Below are 25,986 nucleotides of genomic sequence, written 5' to 3'. Positions count from 1 at the left end.
TAGAAACCCAGGTGCAGAATATGCATCGGGGTTTCTTATTTATATATCGTCATTTCGAGCGGAGTATAACGCAGTCGAAAACCCGAAGGCTCAGCGCGAAGCTAATCTATTATAGATCTCTCCATTTCGCTACGCTTCAGTCGAGATGACGACTTTCATATAGTATATTGTTATTTGTAATTTATTTTAGCAAAATTTAGCTCTTTAGGCTTGCCGCCGCTAACTTCGGTCTTCGCGGACCCCGGACTTTCTTTTATTTATCCAAAATCACTACGCCTTTAGCTTCGAAAGCCAATTCTTTTTTAGGATCGGTAATTTTTGCTACTTCTTCAGGAGATTTTTTAGCATCTTCCGCATAGTGGCGTAAAGTTTCTACAGAGATGGTTTGTCTCTTTGCCAATCCATCCAAAACTACTTTTTTGCCAACAATATCCATCGGCATAAAGAACGCATAATCTTTAAAAGTTACCCGCATTGGATCGCCATTAGGCATTTCTAAAGTCATCCAGCAGCCCTTTTTCTTACACACATCTACCACCTTGCCTTCGATTTTCATATCGGCAATTTTTTTATCCCCCATGGCAGCTTCCATCTTTGCAGCAGGTTTTACATCTCCTGGTTTAACTTCTTCTCCAAATTTTTGACCAGTATATGCGCTTTGAGCAAATGAAAATGCCGTAAATAGGCAAAAGCTGAAGCTTAGAATGATTTTTTTCATGGTTTTATAATTATCCGGTTAATGATCTAATCAAAGTTATTTAAAATTTTTCATTAATAATGAAAACAAAAAATCCCCGCTAACATCCATTAACGGGGAAAATCATCCCTATAATTGCAATCACATTTTATGATGTACATTTAAATTATTATAGGCAAACTAGAATCCAAAAGTTTAATTTTTTGTTTTTGGTATAGTTAATGTATTTATATTCAGTTAGTTGTTGTTTTTTTGCTGATTTGTTAATATTCAATGATGTTATAGGAATGTAGAATATTATCTTCTTTCTGTGGAAATTTGTTGAGTTGTTTCCCCACCTTTTATCTATCCAAAAACAAGGCTGAACACTTCTTCTATTTTACTTACTGCTTTAATCTCAAGGTTGTATTTGTTTGTATCAATTCCTTTCAAGTTGTATTTAGAGATGTAAATCGTTTCGAAACCTAATTTGTCTGCTTCGGCAATACGTTGTTCGATTCTGTTTACCGCCCTAATTTCTCCCGATAGGCCTACTTCTGCGGCGAAACAGTTTTTTGAAGAAACAGCGATATCCTGATGCGATGATATAATGGCAATTAATACGGCCAGGTCAATTGCAGGGTCTTCCACTCTAATTCCACCGGCGATATTTAAGAAAACATCTTGTGTACTTAATCTAAAGCCACAGCGTTTTTCTAAAACAGCTAAGAGCATGTTCATCCTTTTGGTATCGAAACCTGTTGCTGAGCGTTGAGGAGTTCCATATGCTGCCGAACTCACTAAGGCCTGTGTTTCAATCAACATCGGCCTTGCACCCTCTAAGGTTGCGGCTATGGCGATTCCGCTCAGCTCTTCATCACGTTGTGAGAGCAAGATTTCTGATGGATTGGAAACTTCTCTTAAACCACTGCCCTGCATTTCGTAGATCCCGAGTTCTGCGGCTGCACCAAACCGGTTTTTGATGGATCTTAGGATGCGATAAACGTGGTGCCTGTCGCCTTCAAACTGTAAAACCGTATCAACCATGTGCTCGAGTATTTTAGGGCCTGCAATAGCGCCATCTTTGGTGATGTGGCCGATAAGGAAAACAGGTACGCCGGTTTCTTTTGCAAAACGCAATAATTCGGCAGTACATTCCCTTACCTGCGATACACTACCTGGTGTTGAATCGATATGAGCGGAGTGCAAAGTCTGAATAGAATCTACAACTAAAATTTCTGGTTCAAGAATTTCGATCTGTTTAAATATATTCTGTGTAGAAGTTTCTGTTAAAATGTAACAGTTGGATGAGGGGCTTTCCTGAATCCTTTCTGCCCGCATTTTAATCTGTTGTTCGCTTTCTTCACCGGAGATATAGAGTAGTTTTTTGCCCTTTAAATTTAAAGCCAGTTGCAACATCAAGGTCGATTTCCCGATACCCGGTTCACCGCCGATGAGCACTAGCGATCCTTCTACTAATCCACCACCTAAAACGCGGTCTAATTCTTTATCGCCAGTTAATATTCTACGCTCAGTTGATGATTGTATTTCATCAACCTTACTTGGTTTGCTTAATTTGCGACTGGTATTATCGCTTTTCCAGGTTGGAACAGAAGCGGAGCTTTTTTCTACAATTTCTTCTACAAAGGTATTCCATTGGTTACAAGACGGACATTTACCCAACCATTTTGCCGATTCGTAGCCACAGCTCTGACAGAAAAATGCACTTTTTGATTTTGCCAATTGATTAAAATTTTAGATTACGAATTTAACCTTTCAGGATTGAAAGTGTTTTTATTTTTTTGAACAATTAATCGTTTGCCCGAATCGTGTTTACGTTAAACCTCGCAGGTTTTCAAAACCTGCGAGGTTCGAAACATCACTATAAAATGCAGCGCCATTGTTGATAAACCTGATAGAACGGAAAGCCCGGAGCGAAGAATGAGTGAGGACTTGGAGGGATAGCAGGACTAAGTGGCCAAAACGCACAGGACAGTTGTTTTCCAAAAATATTGACCACCTAAGTCATCTGAGCACAACTTAATGAGGCACTTAATTAATATTTTAGATTTGAAATACACTTAAACAACAGAAAGCCCAGATTTAAAAAATCCGGGCTTTCTGTTAAATGTGTTTTGAGTTATAACTTAATCTCTTCATCTTTTGCGGAGATGAAGTGAAACTCGGTTAAGTGATACGATGATTGTGCCTTAACTTTAATCCATTGGCCGTATTTAAAGAACCAGCGGCGTTGAAGGTTGAAAATGCCTTTTGTAATGTAAGCTTCGATGTATGGGTGTACGCAAAGGGTTACGCCTTTTTCATTCTGCTCTCTTAAAATATAATTAAGGTTGTTCTCAATATCATCCATTAAAACGATACTCGCTTTAATTTCTCCGGTCCCATCGCAGGCCGGACATTTTTCTACCGTAACAATATTCATTTCCGGACGAACACGTTGTCTGGTAATCTGTACCAAACCAAATTTGCTCGGAGGCAAAATAGTGTGTTTGGCTCTATCCAATAACATCAGCTCACGCAAATAATCGAATAGCATTTTACGGTTTGTTGGTTTGTGCATATCGATAAAATCGATTACCACAATACCGCCCATATCGCGCAAGCGCAATTGACGGGCAATTTCTTTGGCCGCCTCTTTGTTTACCTGTAAAGCATTCTCTTCTTGATTTTCTTTACTGGCAGTACGGTTTCCACTATTCACGTCTATAACGTGGAGTGCTTCAGTGTGCTCTACAACAAGGTAAGCACCGCCTGGTAAGTTTACTGTTTTTCCGAAAGCGTTTTTAATCTGCTTTTCTACACCAAAATGATCGAAGATAGGTTCTTTCTGTTTGTATAGTTTAACGATCTTTTCCATTTCGGGAGAGATGTCGTGAACATAAGAACGGATATCATCGTACAACTCTGGCGTACTCACGTAAACGTTTGTAAAATCAGGGTTCAGAATATCACGGATTAACGTTGATGATCTGTCCATTTCTCCCCAAACTCTTTTTGAAGGTTCGGTAGATGGCATTTTTTTAATGAAGTTTTCCCACTTAGCAATTAAATCTAAAAGATCTTTTTGCATTTCGGCAACCCCTCTGCCTTCAGAAACGGTTCTGATAATGACCCCAAAATTTTGAGGTTTAATACTTTCAATAATCTTTTTTAAACGATTACGTTCGGTATTACTTTTAATTTTTTTTGATACAGATATGGTATTGGAGAATGGCACCAGTACCACATACCTGCCGGCAATCGAAATGTCGGAACTTAAACGCGGTCCCTTTGTAGAAATTGGCTCTTTGGCAATTTGTACAGGTAGGAGCATGTTTTTACTGAGCACATCAGAAATTTTGCCCGCCTTGTTAATATCGGCTTCTAGCTTTAAATTATCTAATAATGTGCCTGTAACCGAGCCATTACGCTTGATCTTCGTTAGCTTAATTAAAGATTGCACCTGAGGGCCCAAATCAAAGTAATGCAAAAAAGCATCTTTTTCATAACCAACATCCACGAAAGCGGCATTCAGGCCAGGCATAATTTTTTTAATGCGGCCTAAATAAATATCGCCTACAGCGTAGTTAATATTGATTTGTTCTTTGTGAAGCTCAACAAGTTGTTTGTCTTCAATCAACGCTATGGTAACTCCGGCAGGAGTCGAATTGATAATTAATTCTTTTACCAACAGCTACAGATTTAAGGCTTTCGCCTATTAACAAATGGATAGTAAATAAAAACAGTGATGTAGCCAAAAACATATACAATAAAAAAATCATATAAATTGTTTAAACCTCATAGTGTTTACTATGAGGTTTAACTGGCTTTATCAAATAAGAAACTATTTTTTCTTATGTCTGTTTTTTCTTAAACGTTTTTTACGTTTGTGGGTAGCCATTTTATGTCTCTTTCTTTTTTTACCGCTTGGCATAGTTTTAAGTTTTAAATGTTTTTATTAATCTGTTAATTAATTTTTATTCTTTAGTTCAGCCACCTTCTTATCAATGAATGAAGATAAGGTTGGGTTAGCCGCTAATTTTTTGCTTGATAGGTAAGCATTTACTGCTTCTTTATTTCTGCCTAAATTTTCTAAAGCTGTTCCTAAATAAAAATAGGCTTCAGGAGTTGGAGCAGCGGCAATTACGGTATTAAAACGAGGAATTGCTTTATCAAACTGACCTGATTTTATAGAGAACAATCCTAAATTCATATTGGCCTTTACATTTTTAGGTTCTTTAGCAACAACTTCTAACAACATTGCAATACCTTGCATTGGTGCGCCTAAGCCGTTTACTATCGTTATACCTAAGCCTGTTTTAGCTTCAATGTTTGTAGAGTCTTTCTCTAATGCATTTTTGTAAGATACATTGGCTTTCTGCAATAAAGCAGGTTGCGCTATGCTATCTTGTGTGCTTTCAAAAGCTTTTATAAATTGATTACCGGCAGCTAACCACGATTTTGATGATGGTTCGCCTTCGGCTACAACTTCTAAATACAGTGCAGATGGCGTAATTTGCTCAACATCGTCCCATTTCTGAGCCAGTTGTTTAGCAAGTTCAATCTTCTCTGCGCCATTTGCGCCTTTGTAGCTGTTTTCTAAAGCTGTAATGTCTGTAGCCAAATTCTTATTGATTACATTCTTTGCAGCAGTAGACGAAGTTTCGAGGTTTAGTACCGATGTATTTGATGGAGAAGCTGCTCTGGCCATTGGGCCACTTGAAGGCATTTTTCCATTTTCTTCCGTTGGTTTAACCAAACCCTTAATGTCTCTTGTAAATAAGAATGCAACAAGCAATACAATCGCTCCAATAACTATGGTTTGTTTTGATCTGATATTGCTATTCATATATAAGACTTAGGCTTCTACGTTAATTTTTTTTGAATTGCTTTTTACTTTATCAACAAATACTTTTGCTGGTTTAAAGCTAGGAACGAAGTGTTCTGGGATAATTATTGCAGTATTTTTTGAGATATTTCTCGCAGTTTTTTGCGCTCTCTTTTTAACAACAAAGCTTCCGAAGCCTCTTACGTATACATTTTCACCGCCAATCATGCTGGTTTTGATAACCTTGAAAAATGCCTCAACTGTTTCCTGTACATCAACCTTCTCAATTCCGGTTTTTGTTGATATTTCTGAAATAATATCTGCCTTAGTCATATTTTATTATTTATTATATATTATGTTTTAATATTACTACTGTTTTGGGGTTGCAAAAGTATTGCTTTTTAATGAGATAGGGAAATAAAAGATGATTTTTTTATCACTAGACTTATCAGGCAATTGCAAGTTTTTTTTTAATCGGATAAATAGACCGTAATTTGCAGTAATGATATTTCAAAATGAACTCATCAATTGGTACCTGATAAATAAGAGAGATTTGCCCTGGAGGCATACCAATGATGCTTATACCATCTGGTTATCAGAGGTTATATTACAACAAACACGAGTAGAACAAGGGCTTCCGTACTTTAATAGGTTTTTAGAGAATTTCCCTACAGTTGCCGATTTTGCCAGTGCTACCGAAGCCAAAGTTTTGAAGCTTTGGCAAGGACTGGGTTATTACTCGAGGGGCAGGAATATGCATGCAACCGCTCAAATTGTGGTGAAAGATTATCATGGAATCTTCCCAAATCTGCATGATGAGCTCATAAAATTAAAAGGGATTGGTGAATATACAGCTGCTGCCATTTCCTCATTTTCGACTGGAGAAGCACGGGCTGTGGTAGATGGAAATGTATTTCGGGTACTCTCCAGGTTCTATGGTTTAGCTACGCCAATAAATAGCCCGGCCGGCAAAAAAGAGTTTTATGCGTTAGCAAATGATTTGCTCTACAAAGATGACCCTGCGCTATATAACCAGGCTGTTATGGAGTTTGGAGCCATGCAGTGCAAGCCAAAATCGCCCAATTGTAGCGTTTGCTCACTTAGTCAGGAGTGTTATGCTTTTAACCATGGCCAGGTAAATATGCTACCGGTTAAAATCCGCAAAGCCGAACAAAAACACCGGTATATTAATTATTTTGTTTGTTTTGAAGATGAAAAAGTATTGATCAGGGAAAGGCAAGCAGGGGATATATGGCAGCATTTATATGATTTCCCTAGCGTGGAAACTACAGAAGAATGCGAGTGGAGCGATTCATTATTCATCGATCGGGTAAAATCTGTATTCGGAAACAACGCCGATTTTACATTTATAAGAGCCAAAAAGCACATATTAACTCACCAAATAATCCATGTACAATTTTTTGCATTAAAAAATTATATATTTAACTTTAATAAACAAAAGGAACTTAATTGGGTTTCTTTAAGTAAATTAGATGAGTTACCGCAGCCAAAAGTAATCCATGATTTTGTTCTGGAATATTTTTATAAGAACAAAATGGAATAACTAACCATCTTATTCGGTGCGCACTTAGAAAACGAAACAACTAACCAAAAATATTTATGTCTGGGATTAACAAAGTTATTTTAGTAGGCCATTTAGGCAAAGACCCTGAAGTGCGACATTTAGACGGTGGCGTAACAGTAGCCAGTTTTCCATTAGCTACCTCGGAAACATACAACAAAGACGGTAAAAGAGTAGAACAAACGGAATGGCACAATATTGTGTTATGGCGTGGCTTAGCAGAGGTTGCTTCCAAATACCTTCAGAAAGGTAAACTGGTTTACATAGAGGGCAAATTAAGAACAAGATCCTTTGAAGACAAAGAAAAGGTTAAAAAATATGTAACAGAAATTGTGGCCGAAAACTTTACCATGTTAGGCAGAAAAAGCGATTTCGAGCAAAGTCCAACTACACCAACGCATCAAAGTTCTGAAGCTAAAATTGAAGATGAATTTACAATTGGTCCATCAGATGAGAATGGAGATCTTCCCTTTTAATTAAAGTTAAAATACATAAAAAAGCTACCTGATGAGAGGTAGCTTTTTTTATGCGCTTTTATTCCGTAGCCATAAAATAATGATACAAAAAAACTCCTGCCAGTTTTGCTAGCAAGAGTTTTTATGATTACACTAAAATCGTTAATTAATTTTAGTATAATAAATATTTAACTTTATCTTATTAGCAGTTGAGCTGCTAGCGCCTATAATCGATCTTTCTGCAGATGTAGCAGTAGGTGTTCTCTGGAAATCGGTATAAGATGTAGGAGCTAGGAATGTGCCATAATCTTCAACGTTTTTATCAATCAAGCTCTGAACGTAACTGGTTATGATAAAAATATAACGTTTCTTTAACGAATCGAAATAACCGCCAAAAAGTGCTGCACCCCCTGAAGCACTGCTTGAAAAAGTTGTAAAATCAGGTATATCGGCTGGTTGATGCGCAATATCCCAACGATATAAAGAAAGTCGTTGAGCAGCATTAAAAGGATATGCTGGTGCATTTTCACCTATCTCTACAACTAATTCTGCCTTATTGATAATTGCTTTCCCGTAAGTATCCTTAAAGCTTGTTAATGCTGGGAAGGTTAACTTGGTTTTTACACCGGCTAAGCCTTGTAAGTAAGTAACATTATATTGTTGAGCCGGATCTGTTGGAACTGCAACATCAATTTGTTTTTGCACTTCCGTGCCGGTATAATCGTGCTTAATGTTTGCGGCTATTCCGGAAATTGAACTGCCACTACTGCTATTTTGAACCAACGCTCCAATTGGAAAGTTAACACTATTGGTGTCTATTCCGCTTGATGAATTGGTTTTTTTCCAAACCAGTTGTAAATATGAATCGGTGCCTGTGAAATTGAAAAAGGCAATACCTCCAACCCCTGTTGAAGATGTTTTATTTACCTGAGCATATAAGCCTTTAAATGCGTCTATAAATTTTGCATTTGTGGATGTTCCTGCGGTGCCTAAGTTTAATATGGCGTTTTGTATAAATGCCTTGTTTAAAGGAATTCTGATCTGTGCAGGTACAGTTTTTAGAGTATCAGCTTTGCCTGGAACAATAATAGATATTTTTCTTTTAGTATTCGGCGCCAGTTTACCTGTAAAATTGCCTAAAAGTGTGTTGTTAATCGCTTGTACATCAGAGCTTTTATAATTCGTAACCTTATTAGCTAACTGATAAACATCAATACTGTATTTAGAATTGGTGGTATCGCCATAAAATTTGGTTAGTGTAGATGTTGTATCTAATTTTAATACCAAAACTGCAGAATCTAATACTGGAGTGGTACCGAAATCTGTATTAACAATTGGGTAAACCGTTAATGCTAAAGCTGCCTCGGTTTTTCCAAAGGTAGGGTCTACCATGTATCCCAATGGATAACGGTTTAATCCGTAGGTATTGGCAGCGTCTTCTTGTACAAGTTGAGCCTTAACCGGCGATACCACCAGCGTTCCGGTAATTGCAGCGTTCGGATCTACATCTAAACCAACACCATCAGGGTTTTTGCACGATGCAAAAAGAAAAAGACCTATCAACAGGGTTAATAAGTCTTGTTTTGTAAATTTCATATTTAAAATAATAATACCTTAATTAAGCAAGTGAAACCAGTTCGTCATTCGAAATTTCTTCATAAAAAGTATAGAAGTTTTCGAAATTCTCGGTTAAGTTAAAAGCTAATGTTGGCTTATTGGAATCTTTAACAAATTTTAACATAGCTGCATTTAGGTTTTCATCTGCTAAAACTACTGCATCAGAATGTGTTATCGCACCAATGTGCATGCTGTCGCAATCAGATGGCAAGAATGCTTTAGTATCATCCTCGGTCATATTGGCCATTACTGCTTTATTCGCGAAATTAGCATTTAATTTCTCTGTAAAGCCATCCTCATAAACAGAATATACTACTTTAGAATTTTTAAAAGTAGGATCATTTTTATAAGTTGTTTTGATATAGGCAGGAACTAATGCACTCATCCAGCCATGACAGTGAACAATATCTGGCGCCCAGCCTAATTTTTTAACGGTTTCCAATGCGCCTTTGCAAAAGAAAATTGTGCGTTCATCATTGTCGTCGAAGAATTTCCCGCTTGCATCTCTAAACACTTGTTTGCGTTGGAAATATTCTTCATTGTCTAAGAAATAAACCTGCATGCGTGCAGCTGGGATGGAGGCTACTTTAATGATTAAAGGATTATCGTTGTCATCGATAATGATGTTCATTCCTGATAAGCGGATTACTTCGTGTAAACGATTTCTTCTTTCGTTGATGTTACCAAATTTAGGCATTAAGATGCGGATTTCGAATCCTTTTTCTTGCATTGCTTGTGGTAATTGGCGCGTGATTTCAGAAATTTTAGTAAGCTCGAGGAAAGGCGACATCTCGTGTGTAACAATCAGCAGCTTCGTTTTGGCCATCTCCATATTCTAAGAAAATATTAAGTTAAATAAAAGATAATGAGCTGCAAAGGTAAGCATAATAATACTATTTATCAATATAGCAAGCATTTGTTTGGTTTCGTTTAGATTAATTTACACCTTTACGGCTTTAATTTAGTTTGTCCAAATTGGAAATATTTAAAACCAAAGCAGCACTTAAGGCTTTTTTAAAACCCTTAAAAGCATCAGGTAAAAAAATAGCACTTGTGCCTACCATGGGTGCCTTGCACAATGGTCATATATCGTTGATAAAAATGGCCCAACAAAATGCAGATATCATTATCTGTAGCATATTTGTAAATCCAACGCAGTTTACAGATCCCAAAGATTTAGAGAAATACCCGCGCCCAATCGAACACGATTTAGCCATGCTGGCCGATGCTGGTTGTAACGGTGTATTTATGCCTAATGTAGATGAAATGTATCCTGCCGGGGCCGACGAGGCTTGGCGCATTGATTTGGGTAATGCCGAATTTCTGTTGGAAGGCGAATTTAGAAAGGGCCACTATCAAGGTGTAACGCAGATTGTAAAAAAATTGTTTGATGCCGTTGAGCCAGATGTAGCCATGTTCGGACAAAAAGATTTCCAACAGGTATTAATGATCAAGAATATGCTGGCTTATTTTAAGCTGCCCATCACCATTATTACCTGTCCGATTATCCGCGAAGCCGATGGTTTAGCCATGAGCAGCCGAAATATCCATTTATCGGCCGATGATCGCAAACATTCGCTCGTGCTGAGTAAATCGCTGCAGTTCGTTGTTGATCATTTTAACGAATATTCACTATCCGAATTAGAAGATAAGGCCAAAGCATTTTACCATAATATTGATGGTGTTGAACTGGACTATTTTACCATTGCCAATGGCGATACACTGGAACCAGCCAAATCAAAACATGAAAATAACCTGATTGCGCTGGTTGCAGCAAAAGTAGGTTCAACCAGGCTGATCGATAATATGATTATTAAGTAAAGTCAAGATGTGCGTATCAAGAATCAGAATTTACCGATTTGCGAAACTCCAAACTGATGACTGAAAACTCCAAACTGATTACTAACTTTGCCGAATGGTTATCACAATATTAAAATCGAAAATACACCGTGTTAGGGTAACACAAGCCGAATTGAACTATGTAGGCAGTATTACGATAGATGAAGATTTGATGGATGCAGCTAACATTATCGCTAATGAAAAGGTGCAGATTGTAAATAATAATAATGGTGCACGTTTCGAAACTTATGTGATTAAAGGCGAACGCGGTACCGGAACCATCTGTTTAAATGGCGCAACAGCCCGTTTGGCTCAGCTTGGCGACATTCTCATCATTATGTCGTATGGCTCATTACCAATAGAAGAAGCCAAAAAATACAATCCAATATTGGTTTTTCCTGACGATAACAACCACTTGCTAAAATAACCTTGTGATATTCGACCTCAAAACAGCGCTAAAATATATCATCCTGTTTTTAATCGGGATAGGGGTTTTATATTTAGCTTTTAGAGGTCAGGATTTAGGAAAGATCTGGCAGGAAATTAAAACCGCCAACTACTTTTGGGTAATTACTTCTGCATTTGCCGTATGGATTGCACATGTATTACGTGCTTTGCGCTGGCAAATGCTGTACAAATCTATTCATTACAAAGTGAGTTTCTGGAATGCTTACCATGCCGTAATAATCGGCTATCTGGCTAACCTTGCTTTACCGCGCTTCGGAGAGATTGGCCGTTGTTCGGTTATTCACAAAGCCGAAAAGGTACCCATGTTTGCTTCTATAGGTACCGTAATTACCGAACGGCTATTTGATGTGCTGATGCTTTTTCTCACCAGTTTGGCAATGCTGATTTTTCAGTATGATATGGTAGCCGATTTTCTTTATCAAACCATATACGTCAATCTTATTAAAAAATTAAGTACGATTAATTATTTGTGGTTAGTTGGTTTGGGTATCATTATTTTGCTGCTCATTGCTGTTGCAATATATTTTCTCCGCCAAAAATTCAGTAAAAAATTCTTGCGTATTTTTGTAAGCCTGCGCCAGGGATTTGGCTCATATAGCAAGTTAAAACAAAAAGGATTATTTTTAACCTATACACTAGGGATATGGCTTTTCTACTCACTTTCTATGTATTTCGCCTTTTCTTCTATTCAAGCTACTTCAGGATTACATTTTAACGCTGCATTTACCGCAATTGTATTTTCTGGTTTTGCTATGGCAGCCCCTGTTCAGGGCGGTATTGGTATTTTCCACTGGATGGTTGCGCAGTCTTTGGTGCTGTATGGCATATCTTTTAAAGATGGTTTGGCTTACTCAACCATCATTCATTCTTCGCAGGTTTTATTGATTCTTGTTTTAGGAAGTTTAAGCCTTGGGCTCATCTTGACTAAAAGGGTGACTAAATAATCTTTTTGTGGGCGTTTTAACACGCTGTTCGCTGTATCTTTTTGGCTGCCCTTCTACTACGCTCCGGATGACAGCCAAAAAGGATGCCGCTTCCATCGTTAACGCAGATCATACAAGCAAATAAATATGGCTTAATAGTACAAGCTACCTTTGGTTAAATAAACCTGACCGACAGCGTTATCCCGGTTTAAGCACTATACTTTTTTATTTTTTTGTGTGCTTGCTTGTTTCACAGGTTTCACCGGATAAAGCACAGGGCAGGGCTATCGGAGCCCAAGAATTACTGCTCTTGCTTTCCAAAAAATAACCGAAACATCTGTTTAAAGCTATAATAGGCCGGTACTAAATACACCAATATAACAACCAATGAATTTAAAAATAAATTACTATGCAACCATAGTAATTTCGATCATTAATGCTACATTTGATTTACTAACCTTTTATACATAAATGTTATGCATTTTGAATTAAGTGAAGAGCAATTAATGATTCGGCAAGCTGCCCGCGATTTCGCGCAGCAAGAATTAAAGCCGGGTGTAATCGAACGAGACGAACATCAGAAATTTCCGGCCGAGCAGGTAAAAAAACTTGGAGAACTTGGTTTCCTGGGAATGATGGTGAACGAAAAATATAATGGAAGCGGACTCGATGCCATTTCTTACGTTTTGGTAATGGAAGAGCTATCTAAAATCGATGCTTCCGCATCTGTTGTTGTTTCGGTAAACAACTCGTTAGTTTGCTATGGATTAGAGGCCTATGGCAGTGAAGCCCAAAAAGAAAAATATTTAAAGCCGCTTGCAGCTGGAGAAAAAATAGGCGCATTTTGTTTATCGGAGCCCGAAGCCGGATCTGATGCTACCTCGCAACGTACGACCGCTGAAGATAAAGGCGATTATTATCTACTGAACGGTACAAAAAACTGGATCACCAACGGCGGTACTGCATCAACCTATCTGGTTATTGCGCAAACCCACCCAGAGTTAAGGCATAAAGGTATCAATGCTTTTATTGTAGAGAAAGGGATGGAAGGTTTTACCGTTGGACCAAAAGAAAATAAACTCGGCATCCGCGGATCTGATACACATTCTTTAATGTTTAACGATGTGAAGGTGCCAAAAGAAAATAGGATTGGTGAAGATGGCTTTGGTTTTAAGTTTGCCATGAAAACTTTAGAAGGCGGGAGGATCGGTATTGCGGCCCAGGCTTTAGGTATCGCACAGGGGGCTTTCGAGTTGGCCACGCAGTATGCTAAAGAGCGTAAATCATTCGGCAAACCAATTGCTGAACATCAGGCCATTGCTTTTAAACTGGCCGATATGGCTACACAGATCGAAGCCGCCAGGTTATTGGTTTATAAAGCTGCCTGGTTAAAGGATCAGGGTTTACCTTATACACAGGCCGGTTCTATGGCCAAGCTTTTTGCTTCAAAAGTGGCGATGGATGTAACCATCGAAGCTGTACAAGTGCACGGTGGTTACGGTTTCGTAAAAGAATACCACGTAGAACGGTTAATGCGCGATGCTAAAATTACCCAGATTTATGAAGGTACATCTGAGATTCAGAAAATGGTGATTTCGAGAGAAGTTATTCGTTAGTCGTTTAGTCAAAAGTCTGTAGTCCTTAGTCCAATCCGACTCATGACTACAGACTCACGACTTCGGACTATTCCTTCTCCCCAACTACAGCGCTAAACACTGCTTTAATTAAAGCTACAACTATAGCCAAAAATGCAGCAGCGATAAAGCCTGAAGTGTTAAAAGAGGTCATCATGTTATCAACCAATAAAATCATTAAAACGGTAATGATAAATGATACCAGTCCGAGCGTTAAAAAATTAACAGGGAATGTTAATAATCTTAAAATGAACCCAATGGTCGAGTTTGCAAGTGCAACCAGTACTGCAGCAATAATGGATGTTGCATAACTATCAACATGTACGCCAGGTACTATTCTTGCGCCGATAAAAAAGGCTAATCCCATCAAAAGGATTTCGATAATAAATCTCATAATTGTTTATTTTTGTAAATGTTCAAATGCTTTTTTAAATACCAGGCCATAATTGCTGTTGTTATATTTGCACTTTCATGTTCGAATACAAACAACAGGCCAATAATTAAGTTTTCTGGGGATAGTTCATCAATAATAATTAAAAATATTAATGAGGCGAGTCTGTTACAGGTTAAAAATGCCTATCAGGCTAACGCAGATACACTTAATTTGGTTTCTGTTTTGCTAAAACCGGGCGATCTGGACAGTATCCAGGATGAGCTGGAAGTGCCCGGCAAGGTTAAGATACTAGGCGATTCACTCGTATTTAATCCCGATCAGCCATTTCTTAAGGGTAAAGAATATCTGGTTGAGAGTTACATCGGGATAAAATTTGCAACCGTGGGCGATCTGATTATGGGGAAGGGTAAGCAGAATTTAAAAGCGCAGCAACAAACACTTAAACGGTAATAATCAGCATAATAATTAGCGCAAGTGTTTGATTTTTTCTAAAAAATTACTACATTTGCATCGTAATCGAAGAAAAGAGAAGGGGACAGTGTCCCCTTTTTCTATGAAATCAGGTTAAAATATGCAGGTAGAAAAGAGAGTTGCAGCCCTCGTTGAGGAAAAAATAGCAGATCGGCCAGAACTCTTTCTGGTTGAAGTAAAAATGTTGCCAAACAATAAATTAATTATCCATGTTGATGGCGACGAAGGTATTAGCATACAGGATTGTGTGGCCATAAGCAGGCATGTTGGTTTTCATCTCGAAGAAGAAAACGCAATAGAACAGGCTTATAATTTAGAAGTTTCTTCGCCGGGTGTTGGTGAGCCTTTAAAATTAATCCGTCAATACAATAAAAATATTGGCCGTACAGTAAGCATTAAGTTGAAAGAAGGATTAAAAAAAGAAGGGAAACTGCTTTCGGTTACAGAAAATAATCTGCTGATTGAAGAATCGGTTAAAGAAAAAGGGAAAAAGGCGGTAGCAATTCAAACAGATGTTCCGTTTAATGATATATTAGAAACAAGTGTGTTAATTTCATTTAAGTAAAAATGAGTACTACAACAATTAATTTGATCGACTCTTTTCAAGAGTTTAAAGATTTCAAAAATATAGATCGCCCAACGGTGATCAGTGTGCTGGAAGAAGTTTTTCGTAGCATGTTGCGTAAAAAATACGGAACAGACGAAAACTGTGATGTTATCGTGAATCCGGATAACGGGGATTTGGAGATCTGGAGAACTAGAAAAGTAATGGAAGATGGATTTTCTGAGGATGATGATTTAGAGATCGAGCTTGCTGAAGTTTCTAAATTAGATAGCACTTTAGAAGTTGGCGATGATTATATCGAGCAGATTACTTTAGAAAGTTTTGGCCGTAGAGCAATTTTAGCTGCCCGTCAAACTTTGGTTTCTAAAGTATTGGAATTAGAGAAAGACGAAATCTTCAAAAAATATAAAGATAGGGTAGGCGAAATCGTAACAGGTGAAGTTTACCAGGTTTGGAAGAAAGAAACTTTGGTTTTAGATGATGAAGGTAACGAACTTTTAATGCCTAAAACAGAGCAGATTCCAGCAGATTATTTCAAAAAAGGTGATTCTGTAAGAGCAGTGATCTCTAAAGTAGAAATGATCAACGCTAACCCGAAAATTATCATTTCGAGAACAGCACCAGAATTTTTGCAACGCCTTTTCGAACAGGAAGTTCCAGAAATTTTCGATGGTTTAATTACCGTTAAGAAAATTGTTCGCGAACCAGGAGAACGTGCTAAAGTTGCTGTTGAATCGTACGATGACCGTATCGATCCAGTTGGAGCGTGTGTAGGTATGAAAGGGTCACGTATCCACGGTATCGTTCGCGAATTGAAAAACGAAAACATTGATGTGATTAATTTCACCAATAATATTTCATTATACATTACCCGTGCTTTAAGCCCGGCAAAAATCACCTCTATTAAATTGGATGATGAAACCAAACATGCATCGGTTTACTTAAAACCAGATCAGGTTTCATTGGCAATTGGACGTGGCGGACACAATATTAAACTGGCTGGTAAGTTAACTGGCTACGAAATTGATGTGTATCGTGAAGCCGGAGAAGAAAACGACGAGGATGTTGATTTAGAAGAATTCTCAGATGAGATTGATAGCTGGATCATTGATGAATTAAAGGCTATCGGTTGCGATACTGCTAAGAGTGTACTAGCACTTACAGTAGAAGATTTGGTAAAACGCACCGACCTTGAAGAGGAAACCATTAAAGAAGTGGTTCAAATTTTGAAGTCAGAATTTGAATAAGTGGTGTAATTGCCAAATAAACACTACTTTTGTATTAAATAAAAAAACAATAACAGGAGCTAAATGTCAGACGACAAACCAATCATTTTAATTAAAGCTATTAAAGAACTTAATATAGGCATGGGTACGGCCGTTGAGTTTTTAAACAAAAAGGGATTCTCTGCCGAGAAGAGCCCTATGTTTAAACTTACGGGAGACATGTATAATGCCTTATTGAAAGAGTATCAGGGAGATAAGATCGTAAGAGAAGAAGCCAAACAAATAGTGATTGGTAAAATACGTCGTGACGAGCCTGAGACTGAAAAGCCAGTAGAAGCGCCGAAGAAGAATACCGATTTTGAGAAAAATGAAGAGATTTTAATTAAAAATGCTCAATCATTTACGCCTCCGGTAGAGAAACCAAAGGTTGTAGAAACCCCTAAGGCAGAAACACCAGCCCCTGCGGCAGCAGTAGAGCCAGTAAAAGAAACTAAGGCAGAAGATAAAGTTGAAGAAACTGGATTGCCAGGGGTTAAAATTGTAGGGAAGATCGATTTAAACGATTTTAACTCGAAAACACGTCCGGCTAAGAAAGAAGAAACACCTGCTGCACCTGTAGTAGAACAGCCAGTGGTTAAAGCACCTGAGCCTGTAAAACCAGTTGAACAACCTAAAGTGGAAGAGAAACCGGTTGAGGTTAAAAAGGAAGAAACACCTGCTCCTCCAGCGCCGGTTGTAGCGCCACCAGTGGCTAAAGCACCTGAGCCTGTAAAACCAGTTGAACAACCTAAAGTGGAAGAAAAACCAGCTGAAGCAAAACCGGTAAGCAACGAGCCTGAAGTAATTAAAGCACGTACCGTTAAATTAACCGGTCCGAATATTATTGGTAAAATTGTTTTACCAACAACTCCGGATAGAAGAAACGGTCCGGTAGCATCATCTAGCGATAGTGAAGCTGCTAAACGTAAGCGTAAACGCAAAAAAACTCCAGGAGCACCTGGCCAACCAGGTCAACACGGCGGTCAAGGCCAGCAAGGACAAAATAATCCTGCAGGTCAGGGCCAAGGTCAAAGTGGTACACCAGGGCAACCTCGTACACCTTATCAAGGTAACAGACCAGGCGGTGGAACTCCATACCAAGGTAACAGACCAGCGGGACAAGGCGGAACTCCATACCAAGGAAATAGAAATAACAACAATAACAGACCAGGTTTCCAAAATAGAAACGCTACACCAAGCGGACCTAAAGAAGAACCTACTGAGAAAGAAATTCAAGATCAGATCAAAGCAACACTTGCCCGTTTAAGTGGTGCTGGTAAATCGGGTAAATTTGCACAACGTGCTAAATTACGTCGTCAGAAACGTGATGATGTAGCATCGAATGCAGAAGAGGCTGCAAATGAGCTTGAATCTCAATCGAAAATATTAAAAGTAACAGAATTTGTTACGGCTAATGAGTTAGCGAGCATGATGGATGTACCAGTTACCAAAATTATTGGTACCTGTATGAGTCTAGGGATGTTCGTTTCCATTAACCAGCGTTTAGATGCTGAAACCTTAACCATTGTTGCAGATGAGTTTGGTTACGAAATTCAATTCGTTAAACCAGATGAGGATGAAGAAAATGTAATTGAGGAAGAAGATAACGAGGCAGATTTAATCGAGAGAGCTCCGGTTGTTACGATTATGGGCCACGTCGATCACGGTAAAACCTCATTGCTGGATTATATCCGTAAAGCAAACGTGGTAGCTGGTGAGGCAGGTGGTATTACCCAGCACATTGGTGCTTACATGGTAACTACACCAACCGGTAAAAAAGTAACCTTCTTAGATACTCCAGGTCACGAAGCCTTTACAGCGATGCGTGCACGTGGTGCTAAGGCTGCCGATATTGCCATTATTGTTATCGCAGCTGATGATGCGGTGATGCCTCAAACTAAAGAGGCGATTAACCACGCACAGGCTGCAGGCGTACCATTGGTATTTGCTTTCACTAAAGTAGATAAGCCAGGTGCAAATGCAGATAAAGTACGCGAGCAATTATCAGTAATGAATATCTTGGTTGAAGATTGGGGCGGTAAATATCAGTCGCAGGAAATCTCAAGCAAAAGCGGCTTAAATGTTGATTTACTTTTAGATAAAGTGTTATTAGAAGCAGAATTATTAGAGCTGAAAGCGAATCCGAATAAGAGAGCTACAGGTACTGTAATCGAGTCTGCATTGGATAAAGGACGTGGTATTGTAACTACGGTATTGGTTCAGGCCGGTACGTTAAGAGTGGGAGATCCAATCTTAGCGGGTAGTTATAGTGGACGTGTAAAAGCATTAACCAACGAGCGTGGTGCTAAGGTAGAATCAGCAGGCCCATCACAACCGGTACAGGTTTTGGGTATGCAAGGTGCACCTACAGCAGGCGATAGATTTAATGCTTTAGAAAGTGAAACCGAAGCACGTGATATTGCAAACAAACGTATGCAGTTACAACGCGAACAGGGATTACGTACGCAGAAACACATTACATTGGATGAGATCGGTCGTCGTTTGGCTATCGGTAACTTTAAAGAGCTTAACATCATTGTTAAAGGTGATGTGGATGGTTCAATCGAGGCATTGGCCGATTCATTGTTGAAACTATCAACTGAGCAAATCCAGATCAATATCATCAGTAAAGGTGTTGGTCAGATTTCAGAATCTGATGTGTTGTTAGCTTCGGCTTCTGATGCGATTATTATTGGTTTCCAGGTTCGTCCATCAACAGGTGCACGTAAACTTGCAGAAGCTGAGCAGATCGATATCCGCTTATATTCTATCATCTACGATGCAATCAACGAGATTAAATCAGCGATGGAAGGTATGTTGGATCCGGAATTCGAAGAGAAAATTGTGGCTAACGTTGAGATTCGTGAAACTTTCAAAATTACTAAAGTGGGTACCATTGCAGGTTGTATGGTATTGGATGGTAAGATTACCCGTAACAGCAAGATCCGTATCGTTAGAGATGGTGTTGTTGTATACACCGGTGAACTGGCATCGTTAAAACGCTTTAAGGATGACGTGAAAGAGGTTAATAAAGGTTACGAGTGTGGTTTAAACATTCAGAACTTTAATAACATCGAAGTTGGCGATATTGTAGAAGCTTACGAACAAGTAGAAGTAGCTAGAAAACTGTAATCGGTTCTCTGTTAAAATAAAGTAAGGGCATCAATGATATTGATGCCCTTTTTGTTGGAGAGAAATTATTTTGTGCTTTTCAAAATCTGATTGAATGATTATCTGATGAATCGGGATATTGTATAACCCAGCAATTTTATGCAATTGCGATATGGCAAAATCTACTTCATTATTTTCCCACTTTCGATAAGCAACCCTGCTTATTCCGATTACATCAGCAACATATTGCTGTGTATAATTGTATTTATCCCTATACCTTCTTAAGGTATTTCCTATATCTAACATGTTGAGAAGCGTTAATGACTATGTATTTGTATTATTTACTTATTGTATTATAATAAGTAAATAATGATAATAAAGGGTTGTCAAAATTAATATTTTTTCTTTGTCTTTTTGTGAAAAAAACAATTATGAAAAGAAAAATTTTAACCTGTTTTAAGTTGTTGATTGCAAGCACTTGGTGTTCGGAGCTTTGCAAGGATGTAAGAAAAACCAAAAAACCGATAATCAACCTATCACAATAGAGAAAAAAAGTGAGATTAATGAGATTATTACTTTTATTGCAACCACCACTGAAATGCCAAAAGAAAAAATCTCTTTTGATAAAGACAAAAAAGAATTCTACATCTCAGGTACCAACTTCAAAGAATCACTAGAAGATATGCAGAAAAGATATAATAATGCTAATGAATATAAGTTTAAAAATTCTAAATAACATGAAAAGAATTATATTTTTAGTATTAGTACTTATTACAGGTTTAAATGTATACGCTACGCCAGCCATCTCTAATTTTTCTATTGAAAGCACCTATCTACAAAATTCAAAAATTAAAGTTTATGGTGGGACAGATAGCTATTTCGTAGCCTCATACACACTCTCAAGATCTTACGTTAATGGCTCTGCGGTATTGGAAGAGGTAAATGCTCAGGTAAGGTTGATTGCTGGAGTAACCAATATCACTGAGTTGGATGACAATAATAATACTTTCCGCATAGTGACATCTTCCGATTTTGTTACACCCACGGGAAGTGTTTCGGATTATTCAAATGTGAAATATATACAGGGTGTCATACCTGAATCAATTAACACGTCAAATGTCTTTTTACAAATAAGATATTATAGTTCCTCAACTAATACATGGGGTGAGTGGATCACATCGAATGTTAATTTTGCAACAATAAATGTAGCACCAGCACCAGCAATAGACGCCCCAGTCGCAGATAGTTATCCATTATATTCCTATACAAATGAGAGGGGAGGGACACGCTTTTACACAACTTATAGAGGGCCTGTTATCTCTCGAGATTACCTTGGTAATGAGATATTTGCTGGAGTAATTGGGTATGTTTTTAAAGTTCAGAAACCTGGAACTATTCCGCTTTATGAGTTTTATCACAACTATGATACTGAGGAGATAATTAAGTATTACTCAACGGAACCTACTCATCCAGTTTATGGCGCTCCAACTATGATCATAGGTTATGTCTATAGTAATCAGGTAAGCAAGACACGACCTGTATATCAACATAAAAGCCAGTCTGCAAATAATTATATTTACGTTGACGGACCTGGGACATTCGATGGTTATGCACTTAATGGAATCGCTTTTTACCTTCTTATGAAACCTCATCCAAATCCGACGTTTCCGCTACCTGAAGAGGATGTAGAGGAACTATATCAATATTATAGTACAAGTGGTGATCATTTCTATACTACAATAAGGAAAGATAGGCCTGGTTACACATACGAAAAGGTTCTAGGATATGTTCACTCGATTCAAAAACCCGGTACTATCCCGCTTTATAGATATGTTGCCCATAATTCTCCATCTGGTGATCATTATTATACAACGAGCCAGCAAAATTATGGTGGATATACTTATGAGGGTATAGTTGGCTATGTTTATGGAAGCGCTGGTATAGCAGGTACGTCGGCTGTTTATAGTTACTTTGCGCCTGGTAATGGTGATCATTATTATAATACGCTTAATACATCATATGGAGGTTATGTCAGCGAGGGAATAAAATTCTACATGTTAACTTACAACCATTAACTGTAATATTTTACATACATAAATGTTAAAAGAGTTCCGAATTAATTCGGAACTCTTTTTTTTAACAGATATTTGACATTTATCTACCTATACTATTTAATGGATTTTGAATTAAAAACCTTACAAACACAGGAGAAAAAGAGTTTTAACTTCGTTGATACAATTCGGTGTATTTCAATGATAGGAATTGTTTTTGAGCATTCTGCAATACTTTGGGGGGCTAAATATAACAATACAACTGATGTTTGGCTACAAATTACTACTATGCAATTTTGGAAGTTTGCTACAATTGCCTTTTTCCTTATTGGTGGTTTTTTGATTAATTACAAATTTACAGAGTATACGCCAGGGCAATATTTATCTCGGAGATTTAAAAATACTATCAAACCATGGCTATTCTGGATTATCGTATTAGTTATCCTTAATCTAATCCATAAAATAGTATTAAACATTAAATCTGGTGACTCTATATTCAACGGAAATCCTATTGGTTATTTTGCCGAAGAATTTAGGTATATCTTGTTTGAAAGCAGTTTTTGGTTCATACTCAATTTCTTAATTTGTATAAGCATCCTACTTATTTTTAAAAGATATCTATATAAGCTTTGGTTTGGGTTAATTTGGGCAATTACATCGCTTCTATATAGCTTTAATTTATATCATGAGTGGTTTGTGACTCATCATTCAGCTGCCCTGTTTGGATTTGTATTTTATTTATGGCTTGGTGTTTATCTAAATCGCTATTTCGACAAAGTAATGGCTTATGTAAAGCAGTTAAAATGGTCTTATATTATTTTGGTTAATATTGTTTTTTTTGCATTGGCATGTTTAGAGGTAATGTACTTAAATCATCATGGTTCTAAAGATGAGTACAATACCCTTAGGGTTACCAATATTTTTTATTCATTAACCATGTTTACTTTACTTTTAAAAATGGGCGGAATAAAATTTATCGATAATATATTAAAGCCTAGACAATCTACATTTGGAATTTACCTTATCCATCAAATTTTAATTATTATATTACTTCCAGAGATCTTCAAATGGGATAAGTGGAATTTCAATTACTTTTCTGTAGAACAAAACATCTTGTACTCGATATTCAGATTTTTGATCGTTTATACGATTGCTTTTGGAATTACAAGATTGCTGCTTAAAACCAAAATTAAATGGACTGTTGGAGGTTAGTTAAGAGAAAAATACAACTGGAAATTCAGCCTTTTGGAGATTGTTATAAAAAAGATAAAGGTTAAATAATCTTTCAGAAAAGAAACCAAAAATTCGTCTTTGGTATTCATATTCACTTAATTTTACCGTTTTCTCTAACTCAAATAGTATTGGAAACAACCAATTACAATAATCAATTAGAACCTCTTTCCTGGCTATAAACATGTTATAGCAATGCATTTTTTTTTCTGTGTCGAAGAATTCATCGAATGCCTTTTCCATATCTGGATAAAGTTTTACAACCGCATCTTTCATCAAATACCAATCTTCCCTTATGTGATAAAAGATATAATGCATCTTTATTGATGCCTCTCCAGATAATTCAAACGCTAAGTGAGCTGCAGTAGGCACAACTACTTTTCCAGAATGAAGTTGATTAAACAGTGCATCTTTTAAACTCTCATTGCTTGTTATTTTTAAAGCCTCTTCGCTAAAAGGAGCATAATAAACATCTCGAGGATCAACAATGATTTTTGTGTTGAATAACTTCTTCTTAACTCGTACTTCGGGCAATGTGAAATATCGTCGATAATGACATAAGCCTATAAATTCCGAATCAACTTTTTCTATGTTTTTCCAAATCCAAAATAATGCCGTTAGTTCACTAAATGTTTTGTTCTTAACAGCTATATTTTCGCCTACATCATCAGATATAAAGCCTAATTCTAGTTTAGAAAAAGTTTTTCCAACTTGAATAGGCTGGATGTAATCGCAATGAGGAACAGCAAATTCTTTATGATAAACAGAGTAAATTGTTAAGTCTTTATTCACTTCTTAATTCTTTTTTTGATTTTGCTAGAGCAGATGCAATCACCTGATGCATGTCATAATATCTATATTCAGCTAATCTACCTCCAAAAATTACACCAGGTTCCTTTTCAGCTAACAATTGGTACCTTTTTAACATAGCCATATTCCTTTCGTCATTAACAGGATAATATGGTTCAGCATCTTTATTGTCCTTTAACGGGTATTCTCTTGTAATTACCGTTTTAGGTTGCGTACCAAATTCAAAATGTTTATGCTCATAAACCCTCGTATAAGGTGTATCTGCATCTGTAAAATTCATTACAGCATTTCCTTGATAGTTTTCCATGTCATGAATTTCCATCTCGTATCTCAAGCTCCGGTATTCTAATTCACCATATTCATAATCGAAGTATGCGTCGATCTTACCCGTAAAAACAATATTATTAGCTATACTTTTCCAATAATTTTTGTCGTCAAAAAAATCTGTATTCAATTTTACGGTGCAATTGGCTAACAAGCCATTGATTATTTTATTATATCCTCCAATTGGTATTCCTTGATATTTATCATTGAAATAATTATTGTCATAGGTAAATCGAACAGGTAATCTCTTTATAATAAATGCAGGAAGTTCAATTGCCTTTTTCCCCCATTGTTTTTCTGTATATTGTTTAATTAGTTTCTCGTATATATCAGTGCCAACCAACATTTGCGCCTGCTCTTCTAAATTTTTAGGCTCAGTTATAGCTAAATGTGCTATTTGTCTTGCAATTTCAGCTTTAGCCTCGATTGGTGTTTTTGTGCCCCAAAGCTTATAAAATGTGTTCATATTAAAAGGAAGGTTATATAATTCTCCCTTATAATTTGCAACAGGTGAATTTGTATATCGATTAAATTCAGCAAATTGATTCACATAATCCCACAAAAATTTATCATTAGTATGAAAAATGTGAGCGCCATACCAGTGAACATTTATGTCTTCGATTTTTTTACAATGAATATTTCCCCCAGAATGATCTCTTTTATCGATTACTAAACAGCTTTTTCCAGCTTTAGTCATTTCATGAGCAAAGGTAGCGCCAAAGAGGCCGGAGCCAACAACTAAATAATCATATTTTTCTTCACTTTTCATTTATTATTATGGCTTATTGATTCTGTTTTCGATAGTAGACCTCATCTTATCAACGGCACACTGGTAGGTGAGCTTCTCATGGGCAAATTTTAATGCGTTCTCCGTAATCTGTTTGTAAAGCATGGGATCTTTCTCGATCCGGTGGTATTGGCTTACCAGATCGCTCATGTCGTTTTTTACAGGGATATAGTGCTCGTAAGGCCTTAAATCGTAATGGAAGTATTCTTTCCACTTTCTTTCCTGTAAAAATACAACCCTCTGACTGTAAAAAAGAAATTTTAAGCGGGCAGAATAGCTATTGCCTTCCACGTCGATTAAATATTTGTACCGGGTATGTTGGGGCAGGGTAAAATATGGAACATCCTTTTTATGGATAAAATAATCATCCACATAGGTATTGTAAAAGTCAAAAATCTCTGGGGCCTGATTTCCGATTTCTATCAGTTTCTCTCTGATTATATTCGTTTTGACATTTCCGGCCCAAAATACGCGTGAGTCGCCCCAGGTTTCTTTTCCTTTGGTCTCAATTTCGGCTACTGTATCCGAAAAACTGTTGATCCCTGCTTCTTTCCAGCTTTCAAAGGCAAAATCAGGGATCAGAAAATCCTGCTTTTGATCGTCGTCTATGCAATAATAAAAGGAATCATCTTCATAACCACCGGCAGGTTTATCATTGATGAAAAATTTAAAGTGCAGGTCCTTGTCCGTAACCAGTTCTTTAAGGCAGTCGATCAAGATCTTTGCCGTAGCCTGTCCCCTGGTCTGACTCTTGCCTATTAGGTTAACTGCCGTAAAACCGTTCTTTTTTATGAGCTCTACATGCGGCCATAAGTTTCTGTATTTTTTTTCTAGAAACTTATGGGTAACACTTATTTTATTGATCTTCTTATAAAGAAATGATGTTAAACCCATGCCGAATTATAAATTTGGATGCAAAGGTATCTGATTTTCTACAATAGGTATTGTTTTTTATT

Annotated in this window: 25 protein-coding genes; 13 read left to right on the top strand and 12 right to left on the bottom strand. The window is 37.3% G+C overall.

The window, feature by feature from the left end; translation table 11 throughout:
* Positions 1-253: 253 nt before the first annotated feature.
* The 5 genes from AC1DNH_RS17205 to AC1DNH_RS17185 form a co-directional block, all read right to left on the bottom strand.
* On the bottom strand, positions 254-718 hold the full coding sequence (locus AC1DNH_RS17205) for a DUF4920 domain-containing protein (RefSeq protein ID WP_477609051.1): 465 nt from the start codon (positions 716-718) through the stop codon (positions 254-256).
* 324 nt (positions 719-1,042) lie between these two features.
* Entirely contained in the window at positions 1,043-2,419 is a 1,377-nt protein-coding gene (radA, locus tag AC1DNH_RS17200; protein WP_477578899.1) for a DNA repair protein RadA, read from the bottom strand.
* 397 nt (positions 2,420-2,816) lie between these two features.
* Positions 2,817-4,367 (bottom strand): Rne/Rng family ribonuclease, encoded by a 1,551-nt coding sequence (locus AC1DNH_RS17195; protein ID WP_029274483.1) that lies wholly within the window; start codon positions 4,365-4,367, stop codon positions 2,817-2,819.
* 279 nt (positions 4,368-4,646) lie between these two features.
* Positions 4,647-5,525 (bottom strand): tetratricopeptide repeat protein, encoded by an 879-nt coding sequence (locus AC1DNH_RS17190; protein WP_477578897.1) that lies wholly within the window; start codon positions 5,523-5,525, stop codon positions 4,647-4,649.
* A 9-nt stretch (positions 5,526-5,534) separates the two neighbouring features.
* Positions 5,535-5,837 (bottom strand): HU family DNA-binding protein, encoded by a 303-nt coding sequence (locus AC1DNH_RS17185; protein WP_025143406.1) that lies wholly within the window; start codon positions 5,835-5,837, stop codon positions 5,535-5,537.
* 169 nt (positions 5,838-6,006) lie between these two features.
* Here AC1DNH_RS17185 and mutY point away from each other — a divergent pair, with 169 nt between their 5' ends.
* On the top strand, positions 6,007-7,068 hold the full coding sequence (gene mutY, locus AC1DNH_RS17180; protein WP_477578895.1) for an A/G-specific adenine glycosylase: 1,062 nt from the start codon (positions 6,007-6,009) through the stop codon (positions 7,066-7,068).
* 56 nt (positions 7,069-7,124) lie between these two features.
* On the top strand, positions 7,125-7,562 hold the full coding sequence (locus AC1DNH_RS17175; RefSeq protein WP_029274486.1) for a single-stranded DNA-binding protein: 438 nt from the start codon (positions 7,125-7,127) through the stop codon (positions 7,560-7,562).
* A gap of 141 nt (positions 7,563-7,703) precedes the next feature.
* On the opposite strand, the gene AC1DNH_RS17170 is transcribed toward AC1DNH_RS17175, so the two are convergent.
* On the bottom strand, positions 7,704-9,137 hold the full coding sequence (locus AC1DNH_RS17170) for a DUF4270 domain-containing protein (RefSeq protein ID WP_477578893.1): 1,434 nt from the start codon (positions 9,135-9,137) through the stop codon (positions 7,704-7,706).
* A gap of 22 nt (positions 9,138-9,159) precedes the next feature.
* A complete protein-coding gene (locus tag AC1DNH_RS17165; RefSeq protein WP_477578891.1) occupies positions 9,160-9,984 on the bottom strand; it encodes a glycogen/starch synthase in 825 nt (274 codons plus the stop codon).
* A 149-nt stretch (positions 9,985-10,133) separates the two neighbouring features.
* Between AC1DNH_RS17165 and panC the strand changes: the two genes are divergently transcribed.
* From panC to AC1DNH_RS17145, 4 genes are all read left to right on the top strand, one after another.
* Complete coding sequence (gene panC / locus AC1DNH_RS17160; RefSeq protein ID WP_477578889.1) at positions 10,134-10,979, top strand: pantoate--beta-alanine ligase; 846 nt, start codon at positions 10,134-10,136, stop codon at positions 10,977-10,979.
* A 94-nt stretch (positions 10,980-11,073) separates the two neighbouring features.
* The gene (gene panD / locus AC1DNH_RS17155; protein WP_029274491.1) at positions 11,074-11,424 is read left to right on the top strand and encodes an aspartate 1-decarboxylase; all 351 of its coding nucleotides are present in this window, start codon (positions 11,074-11,076) and stop codon (positions 11,422-11,424) included.
* Between the two features lie 4 nt (positions 11,425-11,428).
* On the top strand, positions 11,429-12,409 hold the full coding sequence (locus AC1DNH_RS17150) for a lysylphosphatidylglycerol synthase transmembrane domain-containing protein (protein WP_477578887.1): 981 nt from the start codon (positions 11,429-11,431) through the stop codon (positions 12,407-12,409).
* A 455-nt stretch (positions 12,410-12,864) separates the two neighbouring features.
* Positions 12,865-14,004 carry an acyl-CoA dehydrogenase gene (locus tag AC1DNH_RS17145; protein WP_477578886.1) on the top strand — a complete coding sequence of 380 codons (1,140 nt, stop codon included), beginning with the start codon at positions 12,865-12,867 and terminating at the stop codon, positions 14,002-14,004.
* Positions 14,005-14,071: 67 nt separating this feature from the next.
* Here AC1DNH_RS17145 and AC1DNH_RS17140 read toward each other — a convergent pair whose 3' ends face one another.
* Positions 14,072-14,416 carry a phage holin family protein gene (locus tag AC1DNH_RS17140; protein ID WP_057931556.1) on the bottom strand — a complete coding sequence of 115 codons (345 nt, stop codon included), beginning with the start codon at positions 14,414-14,416 and terminating at the stop codon, positions 14,072-14,074.
* An 18-nt stretch (positions 14,417-14,434) separates the two neighbouring features.
* Between AC1DNH_RS17140 and AC1DNH_RS17135 the strand changes: the two genes are divergently transcribed.
* The 4 genes from AC1DNH_RS17135 to infB all read left to right on the top strand — a co-directional run bounded on the left by AC1DNH_RS17135 (position 14,435) and on the right by infB (position 19,849).
* Positions 14,435-14,866, top strand: a complete 432-nt coding sequence (locus tag AC1DNH_RS17135; RefSeq protein ID WP_477578884.1) for a hypothetical protein — start codon at positions 14,435-14,437, stop codon at positions 14,864-14,866.
* A gap of 121 nt (positions 14,867-14,987) precedes the next feature.
* Positions 14,988-15,452: a ribosome assembly cofactor RimP gene (gene rimP / locus AC1DNH_RS17130; protein WP_477578882.1), complete on the top strand. Its 465-nt coding sequence runs from the start codon at positions 14,988-14,990 to the stop codon at positions 15,450-15,452.
* A gap of 2 nt (positions 15,453-15,454) precedes the next feature.
* Positions 15,455-16,699 carry a transcription termination factor NusA gene (gene nusA, locus AC1DNH_RS17125; protein WP_029274497.1) on the top strand — a complete coding sequence of 415 codons (1,245 nt, stop codon included), beginning with the start codon at positions 15,455-15,457 and terminating at the stop codon, positions 16,697-16,699.
* A 63-nt stretch (positions 16,700-16,762) separates the two neighbouring features.
* A complete protein-coding gene (infB, locus tag AC1DNH_RS17120; RefSeq protein ID WP_477625532.1) occupies positions 16,763-19,849 on the top strand; it encodes a translation initiation factor IF-2 in 3,087 nt (1,028 codons plus the stop codon).
* Between the two features lie 30 nt (positions 19,850-19,879).
* Here infB and AC1DNH_RS17115 read toward each other — a convergent pair whose 3' ends face one another.
* The gene (locus AC1DNH_RS17115) at positions 19,880-20,134 is read right to left on the bottom strand and encodes a helix-turn-helix transcriptional regulator (RefSeq protein ID WP_477583840.1); all 255 of its coding nucleotides are present in this window, start codon (positions 20,132-20,134) and stop codon (positions 19,880-19,882) included.
* Positions 20,135-20,309: 175 nt separating this feature from the next.
* Between AC1DNH_RS17115 and AC1DNH_RS17110 the strand changes: the two genes are divergently transcribed.
* The 3 genes from AC1DNH_RS17110 (at position 20,310) to AC1DNH_RS17100 (ending at position 23,091) form a co-directional block, all read left to right on the top strand.
* A complete protein-coding gene (locus AC1DNH_RS17110) occupies positions 20,310-20,564 on the top strand; it encodes a hypothetical protein (RefSeq protein WP_477583842.1) in 255 nt (84 codons plus the stop codon).
* 1 nt (position 20,565) lies between these two features.
* Positions 20,566-21,903 (top strand): hypothetical protein, encoded by a 1,338-nt coding sequence (locus AC1DNH_RS17105; protein WP_477609078.1) that lies wholly within the window; start codon positions 20,566-20,568, stop codon positions 21,901-21,903.
* Between the two features lie 99 nt (positions 21,904-22,002).
* Positions 22,003-23,091: an acyltransferase family protein gene (locus AC1DNH_RS17100; protein ID WP_477609080.1), complete on the top strand. Its 1,089-nt coding sequence runs from the start codon at positions 22,003-22,005 to the stop codon at positions 23,089-23,091.
* Here AC1DNH_RS17100 and AC1DNH_RS17095 read toward each other — a convergent pair whose 3' ends face one another.
* From AC1DNH_RS17095 to AC1DNH_RS17085, 3 genes are read right to left on the bottom strand one after another with little or no spacing between them, the layout of a single operon-like run.
* The gene (locus AC1DNH_RS17095; RefSeq protein ID WP_477584758.1) at positions 23,092-23,901 is read right to left on the bottom strand and encodes a DUF4422 domain-containing protein; all 810 of its coding nucleotides are present in this window, start codon (positions 23,899-23,901) and stop codon (positions 23,092-23,094) included. It lies immediately after the preceding gene.
* On the bottom strand, positions 23,894-25,012 hold the full coding sequence (gene glf / locus AC1DNH_RS17090; protein ID WP_477625531.1) for a UDP-galactopyranose mutase: 1,119 nt from the start codon (positions 25,010-25,012) through the stop codon (positions 23,894-23,896). Before glf ends, AC1DNH_RS17095 begins: the two co-directional genes overlap by 8 nt.
* Before the next feature lie 6 nt (positions 25,013-25,018).
* Positions 25,019-25,924: a glycosyl transferase family 90 gene (locus tag AC1DNH_RS17085; RefSeq protein WP_477584760.1), complete on the bottom strand. Its 906-nt coding sequence runs from the start codon at positions 25,922-25,924 to the stop codon at positions 25,019-25,021.
* Positions 25,925-25,986: the final 62 nt, after the last annotated feature.

Source organism: Pedobacter sp. 01N310 (genome assembly GCF_056399805.1).
Note: the sequence above shows the minus strand (reverse complement) of the source record. Positions and strands in the feature narration are given on the sequence as shown.

Coding starts and splice junctions, on each gene's coding strand:
- AC1DNH_RS17205 (WP_477609051.1), bottom strand. CDS start 718: ATGAAAAAAATCATTCTAAGCTTCAGCTTTTGCCTATTTACGGCATTT.
- AC1DNH_RS17115 (WP_477583840.1), bottom strand. CDS start 20,134: ATGTTAGATATAGGAAATACCTTAAGAAGGTATAGGGATAAATACAAT.
- nusA (WP_029274497.1), top strand. CDS start 15,455: ATGAGTACTACAACAATTAATTTGATCGACTCTTTTCAAGAGTTTAAA.
- AC1DNH_RS17170 (WP_477578893.1), bottom strand. CDS start 9,137: ATGAAATTTACAAAACAAGACTTATTAACCCTGTTGATAGGTCTTTTT.
- panD (WP_029274491.1), top strand. CDS start 11,074: ATGGTTATCACAATATTAAAATCGAAAATACACCGTGTTAGGGTAACA.
- glf (WP_477625531.1), bottom strand. CDS start 25,012: ATGAAAAGTGAAGAAAAATATGATTATTTAGTTGTTGGCTCCGGCCTC.
- AC1DNH_RS17190 (WP_477578897.1), bottom strand. CDS start 5,525: ATGAATAGCAATATCAGATCAAAACAAACCATAGTTATTGGAGCGATT.
- AC1DNH_RS17105 (WP_477609078.1), top strand. CDS start 20,566: ATGAAAAGAATTATATTTTTAGTATTAGTACTTATTACAGGTTTAAAT.
- AC1DNH_RS17085 (WP_477584760.1), bottom strand. CDS start 25,924: ATGGGTTTAACATCATTTCTTTATAAGAAGATCAATAAAATAAGTGTT.
- AC1DNH_RS17175 (WP_029274486.1), top strand. CDS start 7,125: ATGTCTGGGATTAACAAAGTTATTTTAGTAGGCCATTTAGGCAAAGAC.
- AC1DNH_RS17100 (WP_477609080.1), top strand. CDS start 22,003: ATGGATTTTGAATTAAAAACCTTACAAACACAGGAGAAAAAGAGTTTT.
- AC1DNH_RS17185 (WP_025143406.1), bottom strand. CDS start 5,837: ATGACTAAGGCAGATATTATTTCAGAAATATCAACAAAAACCGGAATT.
- AC1DNH_RS17145 (WP_477578886.1), top strand. CDS start 12,865: ATGCATTTTGAATTAAGTGAAGAGCAATTAATGATTCGGCAAGCTGCC.
- AC1DNH_RS17135 (WP_477578884.1), top strand. CDS start 14,435: ATGTTCAAATGCTTTTTTAAATACCAGGCCATAATTGCTGTTGTTATA.
- AC1DNH_RS17165 (WP_477578891.1), bottom strand. CDS start 9,984: ATGGCCAAAACGAAGCTGCTGATTGTTACACACGAGATGTCGCCTTTC.
- infB (WP_477625532.1), top strand. CDS start 16,763: ATGTCAGACGACAAACCAATCATTTTAATTAAAGCTATTAAAGAACTT.
- mutY (WP_477578895.1), top strand. CDS start 6,007: ATGATATTTCAAAATGAACTCATCAATTGGTACCTGATAAATAAGAGA.
- rimP (WP_477578882.1), top strand. CDS start 14,988: ATGCAGGTAGAAAAGAGAGTTGCAGCCCTCGTTGAGGAAAAAATAGCA.
- AC1DNH_RS17140 (WP_057931556.1), bottom strand. CDS start 14,416: ATGAGATTTATTATCGAAATCCTTTTGATGGGATTAGCCTTTTTTATC.